Source organism: Paraglaciecola chathamensis S18K6 (assembly GCA_000314955.1).
Taxonomy (GTDB): Bacteria; Pseudomonadota; Gammaproteobacteria; order Enterobacterales; family Alteromonadaceae; genus Paraglaciecola; species Paraglaciecola chathamensis.
Window position 1 is genome coordinate 261,570 of the sequence record BAEM01000034.1, and the last position, 16,585, is coordinate 278,154.

A 16,585-nucleotide genomic window follows, 5' to 3' on the forward strand; every position below is an offset into this window, starting at 1 on the left:
ATGTTCATTAATTCGTTTATGATTAGCTCAATTGCTGCTTCGCTTTTTCCACTAAAAAATTACGTAAATTTTGTTTCACTTGTTCTGCGCTTTGTGGCGTCCACTGCCTGAAACCTTGTCCGGTTTTCATCCCTAAGCGGCCATTGGCCACATTATCCACCAGCAAGGCTGGCGGCTGAGATGTGTTGTCTAGCGTAGGAAATAAGGTTTTATAGATATCTAATGTTAAATCCAGCCCCACCAAATCAGATTGCTCAAGAGGGCCCAGCACTGCCAGACGCTGGCCAAACCCGTGCTTTACAACATCATCAATGGTTTCAGCATCACACACTCCCGCTGACACCAAAGCAATGGCTTCGCGTTTCATCGCATGTTGTAAACGGTTGCCTATAAAGCCCGGAATATCCCGTTTCACATGTACCGACTTCATCCCAACGCTGTTGAGTAATTCGATGCATGTAGCAATAACGGCCAAACTGCTTTGATCCCCTTGTACCACTTCGACCAAGCGCACAAGGTGCGGGGGGTTCCAGAAATGGGCACCAACGATGCGTTCAGGGTGACTTATCCCTTGGGCAATATCCGAAATAGGGATCGCCGAGGTATTGGTGGCTAAAATGCAGTCTTTTGATGTGTGCTTTGCCAATTCATTAAAAATGCTGCGTTTCACCGCGAGCTTTTCAGGGCCCGCTTCAATCACGAGATCCGCGTTAGCCACTGATTGGGCAAGATCAGTGAAAGTAGAAAGCCGCGTAAGGGCATCACTAGGCAAACCGAACAACTGAAATATCTCAGCGATTTTCGTCGGTGCTTGCGACAGAACGTCTTCATTTGGGTCCAGTAAACTCACCTGATAACCAGCAGCAAGAAATATCTGCGCTATGCCGTGCCCCATCAAACCGGCGCCCACAACAGTAATGTTTTGAATATTACTCATCGTCATTAACCCGCTGTAAAGCCGCCGTCCACATACATTATTTGCCCAGTGCAGAAATTCGAGGCCGGTGACAGTAAATAAATCGCCATACCAACCAAATCTTCAGCCTCACCCAAGCGCCCTAAAGGCAAGCGTGAAAGTGAGCGTTGTTTGGTGGCTTGGCCCAGTTCATTGTCTTCATCGAACATCCAAGCGGTCAGTTTTGAACGAAAGACCGTAGGCGCGATAGCATTGACATTGATGCCATGTTGGCCCCATTCGGTAGCCAGCACCTTGGTTAACATGTCAGTAGCGCCTTTTGAGGTGCAATAGCCGGTATAGCCAGAAATATTGCCATGGCGGCCACGCACTGATGACACCATAACGACTTTGCCACCTTTGAGTTTATTCTCAATACGCCAAGTTCCGTAGGCTTTCGCCATAAACCAATTACCACGTACGTTGGCATCCATTACGGCCTGCCAATCTTCATAGTCTTGCTCATGAATAAAACCTGCTTTGTTGTATCCAGAGCCGATGAACATTAATTCAATGCTGCCATAGGCCTCAACCGCAGCGTTGATCATAGCGTTTGCATCGTCTAAGGAATCTGGACGACGGTTGATGGTTTGTACTTCACCACCCACGCTGCGACATTCTTGTGCCACGCTTTGCAGCTCTTCATTATTGCCCGCCACCAGCGTTAACTTAGCGCCAAGAGATGAAAGAGCGATGGCCACTGCGCGACCAAAGGCACCAGATGCCCCCGTGATCAAGGCTGATTTGCCTTTAACATCGAATAACGACAAAGGGTTTTTTAAGGGTTCTGAAATCATGGGAGCACCTATTAGCTATTGGACACAATGACCAACATGGTCACCACCTGGTTAGTTCTGTTTTCAACTGAGCGTTCTTCGTTGTAACCAATGACACAAGAATCTAATTTACTCAGCTCTGTGGTGACTTCTCTGTCTCCCTCTTTGGTCAAGATAGTGGCCTGACCGTCGAGTACGACATACACTTTTTCATTCGGTGAAGATGACCAATTGCATCCTCCGCCGGGTAAAAAGTAAGACAAGCTACAGGAGAAATTCTCAAGCTTACTGGCCTCTAGCCCCTGAAGGCGTAGCGCCGAAACATCCCAATGCAATTTAGCTTCATAGGGCTTTGCATCGTTAATTTTAGTTACCTGCATAATCTTCTCCTGTGTCTATTGTGAATGACTGCTCTGGGTCAAGTAGCGCTACCAAACGAATGCCGCAGCCGTCACCACCGGGCCAGCGCCATGGGTAACACATGAAGGTGCACCGCTTGCCGGTAATTTTGTCGATGTCACCGCCTACGTTCTCAATGCCTGGAATTCCCGCGGCTAGCAACGCTTTATGCGACGGCTCCCAGTGAGGGAAATCTTTCATCACATCACGGCCGGTTTCTTCTTTATATTCTTTAAAAAGATGGTGATGTGTGGGGCCCGGGCCATGATCGACCAGCTTAGTGCCCAAAGGATGATCTAAGGCTTGTACATCAATACCTAACAGCTTGATTTTCTTCTCAACCAACCACTCTGCGCCCTCTTTATAAAGGCCGGGGCTGTATTGAAAGTACTCATCGTTGTCGCCTAAGTTTTTGTGGCTACCGGTATTGATAATCACTATGTCGTTTTCACGAATTTTAGGTCGCGCGTTCTCTAAATCCTCGGGCGTGACCACCCCCCATTTGCCTTTAGGGATAGAAACTACAACACCGGTACCAAAGAAGCGCCATGGTTCAAATGAATCGATGTCAGGGGCGTTTTCCGTCACATGTATAGGGGAATCCATATGTGTCCCCCGGTGCATAATCCCTTCCCACTCCATGACTTGGCAGCCATGCATGGCGTGAAACTGATGACTGGTAACGGATATGCCTTTTGGGCTTGAAGGCCACTGAGGCATACCATGTCCCCAGCGGTTACTTAAATCAAAATACTGTAAACCTTTATCTGATGCTGACATAACAGCTCCTCCTGAATTAATTGTCACCGGTTTCGATGCGATATTTGCCATTTGGATCTGATATGGCCATTAGGCGCACCACGCAGGCATCACCTTCATTCCAGCGCCATGGCATGGCATGAAAAGTACAGCGCTTGCCAGTCACTGTATTTAAGTCGCCACCAACGTTTTCGATGGTCGGAATACCATGTTTGAGCAGCAACTTATGGGCAGGGATCCAATCGGGATAGTCTTCACTGGCCTTACGCCCCGTTTCTTGCTGGTATTGAGGGGCAAGACGCTTCATGGTAGGGCCATTTCTATGTTCACCTAATGAGGTAGCAAGGGGGTGGTCAACTTGTGGGGTATCCACACCCACCATTTTGACTTTTTTGTCGACTAACCACTGTGCAGCTTCTTCGGATAAACCCGGGGAGTGGCCGAAATACTCTTGGCTATCAGCGTAACGTTGATGCCAGCCAGTATTAATAAGCACTATGTCGTCTTCTTTTAGGTATTTTGCACTCGGCTCAAGATCCTCAACGCTAATCAGTTGCCATTTTGATTTCGGGATTGACAACACTATGCCTGTGCCCCAGAAGCGGTTTAAATCCAGCTCACCCACACCTTTTCCGCCTTGAATAAGATGGATCGGCGCATTTACGTGAGTCGAGGTATGAAAGGTTGTTTTGAATTTTTGGCTCATTACGCCATGCTTAGCATGGTTTACTGAGCGATAAAGAATGAGTTCATCAAAACCAGGTAAAACAGGTTGGTTATGTTCCCATGGGTGGCTCAGTTCAACGAATTGAAGGCCGGTTGTTGGTTCGGTTCGCACTGACATTTTTTTGTTCCACTTTTTCTTTGTGTGAAACGAGTATTGCACGGGATTTTTCGCTATTCGACATGGGTGTCTCAACTATTAAAACACTCAACGAATATAAATGGTTTTTGTTTTTGTCCTACTAAATACTAGCTCTATCGGAAAATATTTATGGCCAAAACCGAAGAGGAAACAGAATGAAAAACACTCTTACACCCAGCGAATTATTTAGTTTAAAAGGTAAATCTGCACTCGTGGTCGGCGCCTCAGGCGCATTAGGTGGGGCAGCGGCCCATGCCTTGGCTGCAGCGGGTGCAAACTTGACATTAACTGGCTCAAATAGTGAGACACTAAAAAGCCTAGCGCAGGAAATGGAGCACTACGGTGTTTCAATAACTGTGCACATCGGTCGTCCTGAAACACAAGACGATGCTCAGGAGATGATAAACACTGCTACACAATCCTCTCCTTTAGACATAGTAGTATGCGCATCAGGTACCAGTGTTGTTAAACCCATTACCGATATGCAACCTGGCGAGTTTGATAAAGTCATGGATGCCAACGTTCGTCAGTCATGGCTAGTATGCCGCGCAGCTAGTAAAGTGATGATTGAACAAAACCGCGGCGGCAAAATGATTTTAGTGTCATCGGTTCGTGCTCATTTTGCCACGCCAGCTGGCACATCCGCCTATGGTACGTCGAAAGCCGCCATTAACATGTTGACGCGTTCTTTAGCGGTTGAGCTTGGCCCTCACAATATTTGCGTGAACGCCATAGCCCCGACGGTATTTCGCTCTTCACTGACAAGCTGGCTGTTCGAACCTGAATCAGCTGATAAACGTCAGCAAGTGCTAAACCGAATTCCTATTGGACGCCTTGGTGAGCCAGAAGACTTTAATGGCATATTCATGTTTCTGGCATCGCAGGCATCAAACTTAATCACAGGTGAAATCATCAACATAGATGGTGGCTTTTCCTGTAACTAATACCAATTCCAATCAATAATTAACCACTTAGCGAAAAGGGCAGTATCTCACTGCCCGTCGCGACCTTTGTATTGTTATTCCAATTCCATTAACGCTTTCATTTCGAACAAAGGTGTATATCGTTGTTAACGTAAAATCCCCAAACGCACTAACTCAGGCACCACCTTTACTTTAAAGGCCGGTAAGCTTTGCTGAATGATATTTACAAACTCACCTTTGTTCAGTGGTTGCCCATTCGGGCCGTGAAACGCATTGCGTAAATCGCCGAGCTTCTCCCATGCGCTCCCAACGTCGCCAATTACCAGCGCCCACAAATACAACCTATCTTTGATCGGCAACAGTAAGCGAGAGCCTATGGTTGAAGAAGCAAACGGGCGTCCGTGTTCAAGATGAATATCTTGTTCAAGCATAAGCCGATTCAAAGCCGAGGGCATGCTAAGTGCAGAGCCTTGCTTATCTGTTTTTTGCAAAGGCTGCGCCAGCGATACAATCCGCGTCGCTAACAGTTGGCTAAAAAGTCGGTTTATTGTGTCATCCGTTAGCCCTACAGCATGAAAATGCTTCGTTAGCTCAGCAAACGTCTGACAATCTCGCCCTTTATTCAGCTGGGAAATATGTGTTCGAGTAATTAAATTCGCCCCAGGAAATTGCTTCAACACAAACGCCACGTTTTGATCATCTAAGGCGCCAGGGGCAATATAAAATCCGTAATCTTGTAAACGCGTTATCAGCGGTATCGAATCTGCATACTCACCTTTGAGGTAAATATCTTTGCGCTGGGCAACGTTCCATGCGACGTCCTGTAATAGCTGCTGGCTCGTGATAGATAACTCAGTGGCTGTTTTAGGCTTAGGTAAATGGGCTGATAGCTCAGCTAAATTATGCTGCAACCCCGCACTGCCCAAAAAGCTAAACCCTTTTTCTGCTAAAGATGAGATCACATCGGCGCTCCAAAGGCCATGCGGCTGCATATTCAATACTTCATGCGCTTCATCTTCTGCTGGGTTCGCTAGAATACTCGATAGCCTTTGATTAGCCTGCTCATTTTGCTCGAAAAACTGCCCTCCCCCATCGCGAATAGCCGATAGCAGGTGACTAGCACCGGTTAGTTTATCTGCGCTGTTGCCAGCAAATTGACCCGATAACTTCTGGATCATTTGATATAACGGCGCAGTTTGTGCGCCCCCTGGCATGGCCGAATAATCTAGGTAAAACAGTCCGCCTGGGCGAACAAGCTGCTCAGCAGCATCAAGTAATTGCGCTTGCCGCTGTGCATCTAACCAAGAGTAGACACCGCTGACAGTGCAAATATCGAACGGCTGAAACCCTGATGGGGCTAAATTAGCAATATCACCTTCGATAAATTGCACATTCGTTAACCCGGCTTGTCGGGCCAATTCACTTGCTTTCGCAATATGTGCCGGATTGATATCGATACCGACGAACTCCGCTTGTGGATAAGCGTCTGCCAGTATCGACAATGTGTGACCGTTGCCACACGCAATGTCTAAATAGCGAAATGAGCCATTGATGTTAACGCCGTTATACCCACATAGCATCGCTGCCGTACAAATATGCACTGGTGTCTGCAATGCACCAAAATCAGAGTTAAACTCTACGTCTTGGGTATATTTCGCTCCCATCAAATCACTCCTTTTTTATCGTTATCAACACAACTACATCTCAGCTACAAAGCAGTTTCTAACCAAGGTTTTCTGGTTTCTGCCTTACGAACATTGTAGTCAAACAGCCCATGGGCATCTAAAAACAAAGATTCTGGAGGCGGCCCCTTCGCCGCTTTTGAGGGTAAATGAGGAAGCAAGGTTAGTTCAGACATTAATTGAGCCACTAGCTCAGGGTGCTCCATCGCAACGTCGCTGTGTTCAAATTCGTCTTGAGATAAATTGAATAAATGTTTATTACCTTTTGCATCAACAATTAATTTCCACGGCCATTGATAAACGGCTTTTTGCTTAGCTGTTCCCACTACAACTTCACGTTTAAACGTTTTCTCTTGCGCTTCTTTAAGATTAACGAACTGGCTAACACCATCAAAGTCATTAGGTTGATAATCGATGTTTGCAGCCTCAAGTAAAGTGGGTGCCCAATCTTGGGTAAACATTGGCTGGGTCATGGTTTTACTTTGAAGCTGTGCAGGCCAGCGAATTAGCACCGGCACCCGAACACCTCCTTCGTACACACTGCTTTTCCCTCCTTGAAGTGAGCCATTGTTTGCCCCTGCTTCTAAATTTCCTCCATTGTCACTCATAAATACCACTATGGTGTTCTCGGCTATGCCTCGTTTGTCTAACGCCGCTAATACTTCACCAATGTCTTGGTCAACGTCTGAGGTCATATCAGCAAACACTTGCCTGTCCTTTGACTCAAATCCTGAATAGTCATTTATAGCGTTAGGCACATATTGCAGTGGGGTGTGGGGCGCACTGTACGATAAGTACATAAAGAAAGGCTTGTCCCCTTTAAAATGAGTGATTTTATCAATCGCCTTTGCGGTCAATAACTCAGTAACAAAGCCTTCTTCACGAAGTGATGTATCATTATTTTGCCAATCCAGACCACCAAAATACACATGGGTGTAATAGTCAACAAAGCCCCCTAAAAAACCGTAAAAGTCATCAAAACCACGGTTATGCGGCATGGCGCTTCTCTTCGCCATGCCTAAGTGCCATTTGCCCACCATCCAGGTTTGATACCCTGCCTCCTGAAACCGCTCAGGCATAGTGGTCAGGTCTTCCGGTAACATGGCGTCGTTTTCCATCGGCCCGTCTATACCGAAATTAAGCGGGTTTTTGCCCGTCATCAGTGCCGCTCTTGTAGGGCTGCAAATGGGATAGGCATAACCGTGTTTAAGAGTGACACCCTGTGATGCTAAGTTGTCAATATTTGGGGTTTGTATCTGAGAACCTAAATACCCAACATCTCCATAGCCAAGATCATCGAGTAAGATGAACAATATATTCGGTGCACCGGTGGCTTGGTTATTTTCTTGCTTCGTAACCACAATTGATGAACCTGAGCCTTGGCAAGCCTGAAGTAAAAAGGCACAGCAAATGCCGATTAAATAATGTGTTTTTTTCATACTTATCATCCGAAATTTCGCCTAATTAATAAAAGCTGTAGCTTAAGTTAATGCCCGCCGTACGCGGTTGGCGAAGTCTAATACTGGTGTTGTATGACATGCCTGCAATTCGCCCATCAAAAAACCTAACTGCCCCTGCAGGCGAGTCTTCATCAAAGACGTTATTCACAAAGAGCTCCACTGACCACTCATCTGCACGCACGCCAGCGCGTAAGTTCACTAAAGAATAAGCAGGTAAATAGTCAGTATTGATTTGTTCTACATAGCGCTTTGAGCGGTATTGATAATCGGCGCGAGCATAGGCACTCAACCCGTTATCCAGTGGAACCGTGTAAGTGGCATTCAGTGCCGCTGTATATCGAGACAACATAGGTGGCGCATTGCCACCAATCGTTGCTGCGCAATTAAAAGGTGACGTTGACGTAGGAGCGACCCCGTAATCTAACGGTATAGGCGAGCAAGCATCCTCTTTGAACTCCAAACCGGTATACGCAAAACTAGTGCCTAAATCGAGGGCGTCAAAGGGTTGCCATTGGCCCTCAAACTCTAGTCCAAAGCCATCTAAGTCACCGGTATTTAAAAATAACCTTGAGAAGTAATCATCGCTTGCTGTACCTTCCAGAAACTCACCATCGGCAGGTGTCCAGTTTGCCGTTGCAGGCTGTACATATCCTTCCCAGTCCAAATAGTATGCTGCTAACGAATAACGTAAGTTATGCTCACGAATATTGCCTTTAATACCCAGTTCATAACTGAGTATTTCTTCTTCCTCGTAAGTCTGAAAAGCTTCTAAGTCATAATTTTCTTCATTCGCTGTTTGCACCAAAATCGGGTCTAGGGCATTGGCATTAAACCCCGCCGGGTTTGTACCTCTGGCGAGTTGCAGATAGACATTGTTTTCATCATTTAACTCATAACTAAGTGCAATACGAGGCTGAAAGGACTTGGTTTCACTGCTTGAGGTAATGTCATTTTCAACCCCCCTTGCTGCATTTGCTGGGTATTTTCCGTCGATTTCGTCGATTTGATAACGTCCTTCAAATGAGGCAGTAAGCTTGTCTGATATATCATAACCAAGGCTAAAAAAGACTCCCCTGTTTCTGGCACCTTCAGAGAATAAATCCATCACGGCGCCCGTTGAACGGTTGGCATATACCGTATTCAAATAATCATATTCATATAAAGAAGCCCCAACCAACCAATCAAAGTTACCGTCACTTGGCGAAGCCAAGCGTACCTCAGCGTACTTTTCATCACTTTTAGGAGAAGATCCAACATGAATGGTGGTCACATCTGAATAGGCATCGCGGTCGAACCACGTTTCACCTTCTTCATCAGTCATTGCACCTAGCGCGGTAAGGGTCAAACCAGAATCAAACTCGACATCAATCGAGCCCTGAAGACGGTCGCGGTCAATGCGAGTACCAGGGTCTAAAATGGGGTTGACCGGATGATCGAAGTTGAAATCAAAAACTAAAGGTACTGAGTCAACTTCTCCATTTATTACACAGGCATTGCTGCCGCCATTAACAACGCATAATCCGTCGCTATCAAGCGCATAGGGCTCTAGTTGATCTAAGTTTGCAAACAACACCGCTGGGTGATCATCATCAACCTCTTGGGTTAAATACATAAGCTCTGCTTTGATATTTTGAGTCGGGGTGTAAACGAACTTAACTGATGCGAGTGTGTCACTCGTACCGCCCAATTGATCCCCTGACGTTGTCACCCAATCACTTGGACCACCATAGTGCTTTGTCTCAGCCGTTGCCATCACAGCGAGTTTGTCGTCAATTAACCCACTGGACATAACTAAACTTAAGTTTCGCGTGTCATCCGTGCCAAGGGTGGCACGACCGTCAAACTCAAACTCCCCCAGGGTATCAGGATCCCGAGTAACATAGTTTATTGCGCCGCCAAAGGTAGAGCGCCCAAAGGCCGCACTTTGCGGTCCGCGCAGCACTTCAACATGCTCTAATCCCGCGAATGAGCTAATCCCTTGCGCACCAACGATTGGCATACCATCAACAAAGGTCGTTACTTTCGCACGAATAGACGAGTTTTCTGTCGATCCGACTCCCCGAATAGCCGGTTTGTTGGCAATTCGGCTGCCATCAGCATTGTTTTCAACACCGGGCATTAAAGCAAACAAGCTCGTGATATCGCTCACTCCTGCTTTTGCTAATGCATCTGAACTCATCGCACTTAAAGAAACCGGAACATCTTTAACTTCTTCGCCTCTTTTACGTGCAAAAACCAGTATTTTTTCAACATCAGCTTCAGTTGCTCCTTGCTCTGTCACTTGACTCGCTTCTTCTTGAGCATCTGCTGTTGCAAAAGGCAAACAAGGGCTTAATAGCAAGCCACAGATTGCAATATGAATAGGATGTTTTTTGAATTTATCATTATTTTCTAGGGTCATACATGCTCCTAAGTGCCGCATTGGCTACCGTATTTAACTTACATATAGATGTAATCAATTTGTTAAAATTAGGTTATGACCGCTTACACTTAGGGTCAATTAGGCTGTTTCAACTATTGCGACGACTTAAAAAGAATCCCTCCACCATTCATCCACGCATTTACACAAGCAATATGAAAGGTGTCTTACTATTCAAGACACCACCATTGAGTGCATTCTAGGACAAACCTACACTTATTAACGGTTTATTAACACTGTAATAATATAAGGCAGGTAACGTTAGATGAATAATCAAAATGTTGAACAGGTCAAGAATGTTGCCGTAATTGGTGCGGGCATAATGGGGGAAGGCATCGCTCAAGGGTTTGCTCAAGCCGGAATACACGTTAGCGTATTTGATAATAATCACGAGGCCTTAACTAGGTGCAAACAAAACATCGCTAATAATATTGATGCGTTTATTGACTACCAATTAGTTAATGAAAACAAAGATACCATCACCGCAAGAATTGAGTATTACCTAGTCAGCAACTTGGCTCAAGATCTTGCTAACGTTGATTATGTGATTGAAGTGCTCCCTGAGATACTGCCTCTCAAACGAGAGCTTTTTCAGCAGATAGATAACCTGCCAGATAATATTATTTTTGCTACAAACACCAGCAGTATGACGGTGTCTTCCATAGGCCAAGAGATGAAAAGTGCTCACCGTCTTATCGGTTTACATTATTTTAATCCAGCCCATATCATCCCTGCAGTCGAAATTCATACTGGCAATGCAACCTCAACGAATACCATTGATCTCACCCAGGCACTTATGACCAAGATTGGTAAAAAACCAGTATTAGTGCGCAAGGAAATACCTGGTTTTATTATCAATCGGTTAACTGGCGCCATGGAGCGAGAAATAGATTATCTACTCGAGCAAGGCGTTGTATCACCAGAAGACTTAGACACCGCTGTTAAGGCTAGCTACGGATTCAGACTCGCTTGTTTAGGGCCAATGGAAGCAGAAGATATGATTGGCCTTGATACTGCCGCTCGCGCCTCAGCTAATATTTTCCCTACGCTGAGTAATGCACTTGTCCCATCTGAACAACTCATTGAAAAAGTGAACAAGGGAGAAACAGGAATAAAATCTGGAACCGGCTGGTACCACTATCCTGACGACCAAAAAGCACAACAAGTAGCAAACAACAATCAGCGGTTACTTCGTCAGCTACAGCTTTTTCAACAGCAAAATTAACCTGATTTAGCCACATAAATGGAGAGATACCCGTGAAATTGATTACCTTTAGTGTACAAACACACTTAGGCACGCAGACCCGAATCGGTGCCTTGCTTGGTGATAAAGCATTAGATTTGAACTTTGCGTACGCTGCAATGTTGCATGATTCAGGCAAAACAGAACGCTATTACCCTTTAGCTGAAGCCCTTGTGCCATCCGACATGATCACGTTCCTACAAGGGGGCGAACAAAGCATGTCTGCTGCCAAACAAGCCATAGAATTTGTGCAACAGCGCCGCGCAAATAACCAAGCTTTACGAGGTCCCGACAAACAGATTTTACTCTATGCATTAAAAGATATTGAATTGCTCGCACCAGTAACAAACCCTGGCTCAATTCGCGACACCATCAGTTTTGAAACCCATGCTAAGAACTTCGAAAAACGTACTGGTAAACCGATCCCCGAACTGTGGTATCAGCAGCCCCTTTATTACAAGGGCAATACTCGTACTGTGGTAGGCCACAATACCGAAGTTCCCTGGCCAAACTACACAGAAAAGCTGGATTATGAACTGGAATTTGGCGTGTACATCGGCAAAACCGGCAGCAATATAAAAGCCGAAAATGCCCATGCGTATATCGCTGGCTATACCATTTTCAATGACATCAGCGCTCGGGATGTATTGCAAAAAGAAATCACCATGCTTCTTGGCCCCGCCAAAGGAAAAGACATGGACATGGGAAATGTAATGGGCCCCTGCTTAGTTACCCCTGACGAGCTCGATCCTAGCTCACTAGATATGCAGGCCAGAATAAATGGTGAAGTGTGGTCCACTGGCAATAGTTCGGACATGTATTGGAGCTTCGCGAAAATCATCGAATATATATCTCAATCAGAGACCCTCTACCCTGGCGACTTCATTGGCTCTGGTACTGTTGCGTTTGGCTGTGGTGACGAACTAGATCGCTGGGTACAACCAGGGGATGTAATTGAGTTAGAAGTACAAGGGATTGGCGTGCTAACAACTACCGTCGGACAACGTACTTGCAACACAAAGACAATTACATAAAGATAACAAAACATATACATTTCGTCTCAAATAATGAGACAGGTGCGTTGCTTAATTTCCTTGCTCAAATAGGATAACTAGACAGGTTTAGGAGTATTTATGAAAGAGTGTGACTCAACATCAACTGTCGACAAGGCCATTCGTGTATTACTCACTCTTGCCCAAGAGAACGAGGAAATAGGCACCACTTGCCTTGGTCGCAAGCTTAATATTCATAAAGCGACCGTTTCGCGCCTGCTTCTTAAACTTGCAGAGCATGAATTTGTGTACAAAAACAAAGAAACCGGAAAATATTGGCTTGGCCCTGCGATTTACCAATTGGCAATGACCATGGCTGACGTTAATTTCAATGATGTTCTGCATCTCGCCAGAACCCACATTGATGAGTTAAGAGATACCTTGCAAGAAACAGTTACCTTAGAAATCTGGCTCGGCAACTCTACCGTTCCCACATATTCAGCACTATCTCAACACCCTTTAAAAGTTGAACTTCCCCCTGGAGAAATATTGCCTTTGCATACCGCCGCCGGTGCAAAAGCGATTTTATCGTGCATCCATGCTGAACGGGTTGATATGTTATTAAAAGGTGAGCTGGCTCAGGTCACACCCAATACCATCACAGACAAAACCCTTTTTCGTCAGCGTTTAGTTGAATATAACAAGCAAGGATACGCCACGGATGACGAAGAATTACACTTAGGCATTAGTGCCGTTGCCGTTCCTATTTTTAACAGTATTCGTCAACCCATTGCAGCTATTGTTGTGCTCATGCCCTCGTCGCGTTTTGGGCAAAAGCTGGAGCCATCGCTAATCAGTAAACTGAAGAAAAAGGCTGGGGTAATAGGCACAGAGATGATGAAACGAGGCATTAGATATTAACATGGTGCACGCTATCAATCATTTAAATGAGACCCACCAAATGGGATTAGAAAGTTGGGTTTCTTCGGCAAATGGGCATGACACATTTCCGATTCAAAACTTACCCTATGGTGTTTTCAAACCAGCAGGTCATCAACAAGCACGCTGTGGTATTGCCATTGGTGATTATATTATCGATATGCACAAACTCAGCTCTGAAGGCCTCTTTACTGGACTTGCCGGGGAAGCTAGCAAAGCACTAACTGATGAAACGCTGAACCGTTTTATGGCGCTTGGCAACAACGCTGCTTCGGCTATCAGATTAGCCCTTTCTCAAGCGCTACGCATAGGCTCACAGCATAAAAATGCACTCACCCGTGCCTTGGTACCAATGACAGATGTAGCCATGCAAATGCCCTGTCACATAGGAGATTACACTGACTTTTATTCATCGATTCATCATGCAACGTCAGTAGGCAAACTATTTAGACCTGAGAATCCTCTACTTTCTAATTACAAATGGATCCCTATCGCCTATCACGGCCGAGCTTCATCTATTTATTTGTCTGGTACACAGGTTACAAGACCTAAAGGTCAAGTCAGCGTCGATAGCAACCAACCACCGTTATTAAAGCCAACGGAACGTCTCGATTACGAAGTCGAACTGGGCGTATTTATTGGCGAAAACGTATCCCCTTTTGATTCAGTCACTATGACACACGCAGAGCAACACGCATTTGGCGTTTGCATGTTAAACGACTGGTCAGCCCGAGATATTCAAGCGTGGGAATATCAGCCACTCGGGCCTTTTTTATCTAAGAACTTTATGAGCAGTATTTCCCCCTGGATCATTAGTTCTGAAGCGTTGCGCCCGTTTCGCACTGCTATGCAACGAGAAGCGCAAGACAAGCCAACCATGGACTACCTATTTTGTGAGCAAAACGAGCAACATGGCGCACTTGATATTCAAATGGAATGCTACCTCAGCACAGCGCAAATGCGCCAAAACAAGCAACCTGCCAAAAAGCTGAGCCAAACTAGCTTCAAGCACTCATTCTGGACAATCGCCCAAATGATTACCCATCACACAGTAAACGGATGCGGGTTAACCCCAGGCGACTTGTTGGGGTCCGGTACTCAGTCTGGGGCTAGCCCAGATGAAGCAGGTTCGTTATTAGAATTAACAGCAGGTGGTAAACAGCAAATTACGATTTCGGACACCGAAAAGAGAACATTTTTACAGGACGGCGATGAAATCGAGTTACGTGGTTTTTGCCAAAACGAATCTGGCCTACGAATTGGCCTAGGTAGCGTCATAAATAGAATCATTCCTAACCATTCCCCGCAACAGCCTAAAGCAACCGACGAGCATTTTTCCCTATGAATATTTCTTTAATAATCTGCGTGTTGGCATACGAACTCATATTGATCCTCGGGGTAGGCTATTTAGTCTCACGTCGCATCAAGAAAAAAGCATTGAACAACGATGCCGAATTTACCCATGGCGGCCGCCAACTTGGAGTGAGTGTCATCGCCGCAACCTTAGCGCTCACGGTGTTAGGCACACCACATATTATGGGCATTTTTGAGATGGCCTGGAATATGGGTGCAACAGCGCTGTGGTTCTCTATTGCTCACGTAATTTTGCTGGTTATCGTATGTTTAAGCACAGGTTTATGGATGCGCCGAACTGGGGTTAATTCTGTTCCCCAGTTGCTAGAAGATTTATACAACCCAGCCATTCGCGTCATTGTGGGTTGCGTGATGGCAGGCTCAATTTTTGGCGTACTGACTTTAGAAACCCAAGGTTTGGCTATTTTGTTGTCAGCCATGACCGGTTGGAATGTTCATTACAGTGCTGTCGCTGGAGGCGCGCTAGGGATCTTATATGTTGTATTAGCGGGTATTAAAGAAGTCGGTTGGATCAACGTCGCCAATGCAGTGCTAATGTATATCAGTGTCATATTAGCCACCCTGTTTATCGCTTTACAGTTGCCCAATGGTGATTTTAGCTCTGTGACTGAATATTACGTGAGTAGTGGTAACGAACAGATGCTCTCAATATTCGGTCCGCCGGAATTAATGTGGACTTTTGCCTTTGGCTTAGTCGTGGCTTTGGTCTTCAGCCAGCCCGCTAATCAGCCTCTACTACAAGTATGTATGAGCGCTAAAAACGAGAAAACGATCATCAAAGCGCTGTGGATAGCAGCACCCGTGAACGGTATGTTTGGCGTGTTTATTTGCGTGATCGGCTTAACGGCTAAATCTATCCCTGAGTTTGAGGCATTAGGTGCAAAAACTGCAGCCACAACCATGTTGGTAGAGCTGTTGCCTGGCTGGCTTGTAACCTTATTGGTTGGCTCATTTATGGCAGCAATTCTATCCTCATTCGCCATGACAGCTCTCGCCCCTGCGACTATATTTAGTAATGATATATATCGTCGTTTTTACAACCCGGGGGCAAGTGAAAAAGAGATTAAAAAAGTGACACGAATAGTGATCATTATACTCGCTATTATCGCGGTCGCTGTTGGTTCATTTTTGCCACAAATACTGGCATCCGTTGGTTGGGTGTTAGCTTGGTTGATGCCCGTTCTGTGGCTTTTGGTCTCTGGATTGTTTTGGAAACGCTCGAACATAGGGGCAGGTATAACCTTGATAACGGTATGGGTAGTGAACACCTTGTGGTCATTTACCAATATGCCCCATTGGCTGGGCATGGAAGAACTACCAAACTCATATGTCATGCTAACCCTTACAGTACTCATTGGTACGCTTACGAACCTTCTGTGCCCAAGTCGTCCGAAATACTTTGGATCAGATGAGTACAAGGTAAAAGTGCTGGCAAATACAACCACTCAGTAAATAAGGACACTTATGTTTTGGCAGATATTCTTACAAACATTGAGCATGATAGGTTCGATCATGCTGATTGGCTATGTCATCTACAGGTGCTTGCACACCATGAAAGATAAATAGCCGTATGTTACATCACCTAAAGAGGAAAACTCATGCAAGATTTTGATATAACTCACTTCTGGATGCTAGGCGTCATGCTAATTATGTGCTTATTTTTTGGTGCTGCTGTACTCGGCCACATATATAAAAATCACCATTGACCCTTTCGAATATTTAATGATGTTTGGGTAAAAGGATAATTCTTTTTACTCGAACATCTTTTCTTTTTTAAATGTAATACCAATCCGCATTAA

Annotated in this window: 14 protein-coding genes; 6 read left to right on the forward strand and 8 right to left on the reverse strand. The window is 45.4% G+C overall.

All coding sequences use genetic code 11. The features are described from left to right. Positions 1 to 22: 22 nt before the first annotated feature. From GCHA_RS13760 to GCHA_RS13780, 5 genes are read right to left on the reverse strand one after another with little or no spacing between them, the layout of a single operon-like run. Positions 23 to 937: a 3-hydroxyacyl-CoA dehydrogenase family protein gene (locus GCHA_RS13760; RefSeq protein WP_039992513.1), complete on the reverse strand. Its 915-nt coding sequence runs from the start codon at positions 935 to 937 to the stop codon at positions 23 to 25. A gap of 5 nt (positions 938 to 942) precedes the next feature. Beyond that, positions 943 to 1,752 (reverse strand): SDR family NAD(P)-dependent oxidoreductase, encoded by an 810-nt coding sequence (locus tag GCHA_RS13765; protein ID WP_007989193.1) that lies wholly within the window; start codon positions 1,750 to 1,752, stop codon positions 943 to 945. Positions 1,753 to 1,763: 11 nt separating this feature from the next. Next, positions 1,764 to 2,111 carry a cupin domain-containing protein gene (locus GCHA_RS13770; RefSeq protein WP_007989195.1) on the reverse strand — a complete coding sequence of 116 codons (348 nt, stop codon included), beginning with the start codon at positions 2,109 to 2,111 and terminating at the stop codon, positions 1,764 to 1,766. After that, positions 2,098 to 2,910 carry a cyclase family protein gene (locus tag GCHA_RS13775; RefSeq protein WP_007989197.1) on the reverse strand — a complete coding sequence of 271 codons (813 nt, stop codon included), beginning with the start codon at positions 2,908 to 2,910 and terminating at the stop codon, positions 2,098 to 2,100. Before GCHA_RS13775 ends, GCHA_RS13770 begins: the two co-directional genes overlap by 14 nt. A 16-nt stretch (positions 2,911 to 2,926) precedes the next feature. Then, on the reverse strand, positions 2,927 to 3,733 hold the full coding sequence (locus GCHA_RS13780) for a cyclase family protein (protein ID WP_007989199.1): 807 nt from the start codon (positions 3,731 to 3,733) through the stop codon (positions 2,927 to 2,929). Between the two features lie 176 nt (positions 3,734 to 3,909). On the opposite strand from GCHA_RS13780, the gene GCHA_RS13785 reads away from it, so the two are divergent. Then, positions 3,910 to 4,698 (forward strand): SDR family NAD(P)-dependent oxidoreductase, encoded by a 789-nt coding sequence (locus tag GCHA_RS13785; RefSeq protein ID WP_007989201.1) that lies wholly within the window; start codon positions 3,910 to 3,912, stop codon positions 4,696 to 4,698. Positions 4,699 to 4,823: 125 nt separating this feature from the next. Here the strand turns inward: GCHA_RS13785 and GCHA_RS13790 are convergent, their stop codons facing one another. From GCHA_RS13790 to GCHA_RS13800, 3 genes are read right to left on the reverse strand one after another with little or no spacing between them, the layout of a single operon-like run. Beyond that, the gene (locus GCHA_RS13790) at positions 4,824 to 6,341 is read right to left on the reverse strand and encodes a class I SAM-dependent methyltransferase (RefSeq protein ID WP_007989202.1); all 1,518 of its coding nucleotides are present in this window, start codon (positions 6,339 to 6,341) and stop codon (positions 4,824 to 4,826) included. 44 nt (positions 6,342 to 6,385) lie between these two features. Further along, positions 6,386 to 7,798: an arylsulfatase B gene (locus tag GCHA_RS13795; protein WP_226992134.1), complete on the reverse strand. Its 1,413-nt coding sequence runs from the start codon at positions 7,796 to 7,798 to the stop codon at positions 6,386 to 6,388. Between the two features lie 25 nt (positions 7,799 to 7,823). Beyond that, on the reverse strand, positions 7,824 to 10,220 hold the full coding sequence (locus GCHA_RS13800) for a TonB-dependent receptor (RefSeq protein ID WP_007989206.1): 2,397 nt from the start codon (positions 10,218 to 10,220) through the stop codon (positions 7,824 to 7,826). 283 nt (positions 10,221 to 10,503) lie between these two features. On the opposite strand from GCHA_RS13800, the gene GCHA_RS13805 reads away from it, so the two are divergent. From GCHA_RS13805 to GCHA_RS13825, 5 genes are all read left to right on the forward strand, one after another. Then, positions 10,504 to 11,463, forward strand: a complete 960-nt coding sequence (locus tag GCHA_RS13805) for a 3-hydroxyacyl-CoA dehydrogenase family protein (protein WP_007989208.1) — start codon at positions 10,504 to 10,506, stop codon at positions 11,461 to 11,463. Between the two features lie 32 nt (positions 11,464 to 11,495). Then, complete coding sequence (locus GCHA_RS13810; protein ID WP_007989210.1) at positions 11,496 to 12,515, forward strand: fumarylacetoacetate hydrolase family protein; 1,020 nt, start codon at positions 11,496 to 11,498, stop codon at positions 12,513 to 12,515. Positions 12,516 to 12,614: 99 nt separating this feature from the next. Next, complete coding sequence (locus tag GCHA_RS13815; protein ID WP_007989211.1) at positions 12,615 to 13,394, forward strand: IclR family transcriptional regulator; 780 nt, start codon at positions 12,615 to 12,617, stop codon at positions 13,392 to 13,394. A 40-nt stretch (positions 13,395 to 13,434) separates the two neighbouring features. Then, the gene (fahA, locus tag GCHA_RS13820; protein ID WP_007989213.1) at positions 13,435 to 14,757 is read left to right on the forward strand and encodes a fumarylacetoacetase; all 1,323 of its coding nucleotides are present in this window, start codon (positions 13,435 to 13,437) and stop codon (positions 14,755 to 14,757) included. Beyond that, positions 14,754 to 16,238: a sodium:solute symporter family protein gene (locus tag GCHA_RS13825; protein ID WP_007989215.1), complete on the forward strand. Its 1,485-nt coding sequence runs from the start codon at positions 14,754 to 14,756 to the stop codon at positions 16,236 to 16,238. Before fahA ends, GCHA_RS13825 begins: the two co-directional genes overlap by 4 nt. The last annotated feature ends 347 nt before the right edge of the window (positions 16,239 to 16,585 follow it).

What these genes read in the sequence shown, in the direction of transcription:
- GCHA_RS13770 (WP_007989195.1), bottom strand. Translation starts at nt 2,111, where the DNA reads ATGCAGGTAACTAAAATTAACGATGCAAAGCCCTATGAAGCTAAATTG.
- GCHA_RS13760 (WP_039992513.1), bottom strand. Translation starts at nt 937, where the DNA reads ATGAGTAATATTCAAAACATTACTGTTGTGGGCGCCGGTTTGATGGGG.
- GCHA_RS13785 (WP_007989201.1), top strand. Translation starts at nt 3,910, where the DNA reads ATGAAAAACACTCTTACACCCAGCGAATTATTTAGTTTAAAAGGTAAA.
- GCHA_RS13800 (WP_007989206.1), bottom strand. Translation starts at nt 10,220, where the DNA reads ATGACCCTAGAAAATAATGATAAATTCAAAAAACATCCTATTCATATT.
- GCHA_RS13790 (WP_007989202.1), bottom strand. Translation starts at nt 6,341, where the DNA reads ATGGGAGCGAAATATACCCAAGACGTAGAGTTTAACTCTGATTTTGGT.
- fahA (WP_007989213.1), top strand. Translation starts at nt 13,435, where the DNA reads ATGGGATTAGAAAGTTGGGTTTCTTCGGCAAATGGGCATGACACATTT.
- GCHA_RS13795 (WP_226992134.1), bottom strand. Translation starts at nt 7,798, where the DNA reads ATGAAAAAAACACATTATTTAATCGGCATTTGCTGTGCCTTTTTACTT.
- GCHA_RS13815 (WP_007989211.1), top strand. Translation starts at nt 12,615, where the DNA reads ATGAAAGAGTGTGACTCAACATCAACTGTCGACAAGGCCATTCGTGTA.
- GCHA_RS13805 (WP_007989208.1), top strand. Translation starts at nt 10,504, where the DNA reads ATGAATAATCAAAATGTTGAACAGGTCAAGAATGTTGCCGTAATTGGT.
- GCHA_RS13825 (WP_007989215.1), top strand. Translation starts at nt 14,754, where the DNA reads ATGAATATTTCTTTAATAATCTGCGTGTTGGCATACGAACTCATATTG.
- GCHA_RS13780 (WP_007989199.1), bottom strand. Translation starts at nt 3,733, where the DNA reads ATGTCAGTGCGAACCGAACCAACAACCGGCCTTCAATTCGTTGAACTG.
- GCHA_RS13775 (WP_007989197.1), bottom strand. Translation starts at nt 2,910, where the DNA reads ATGTCAGCATCAGATAAAGGTTTACAGTATTTTGATTTAAGTAACCGC.
- GCHA_RS13765 (WP_007989193.1), bottom strand. Translation starts at nt 1,752, where the DNA reads ATGATTTCAGAACCCTTAAAAAACCCTTTGTCGTTATTCGATGTTAAA.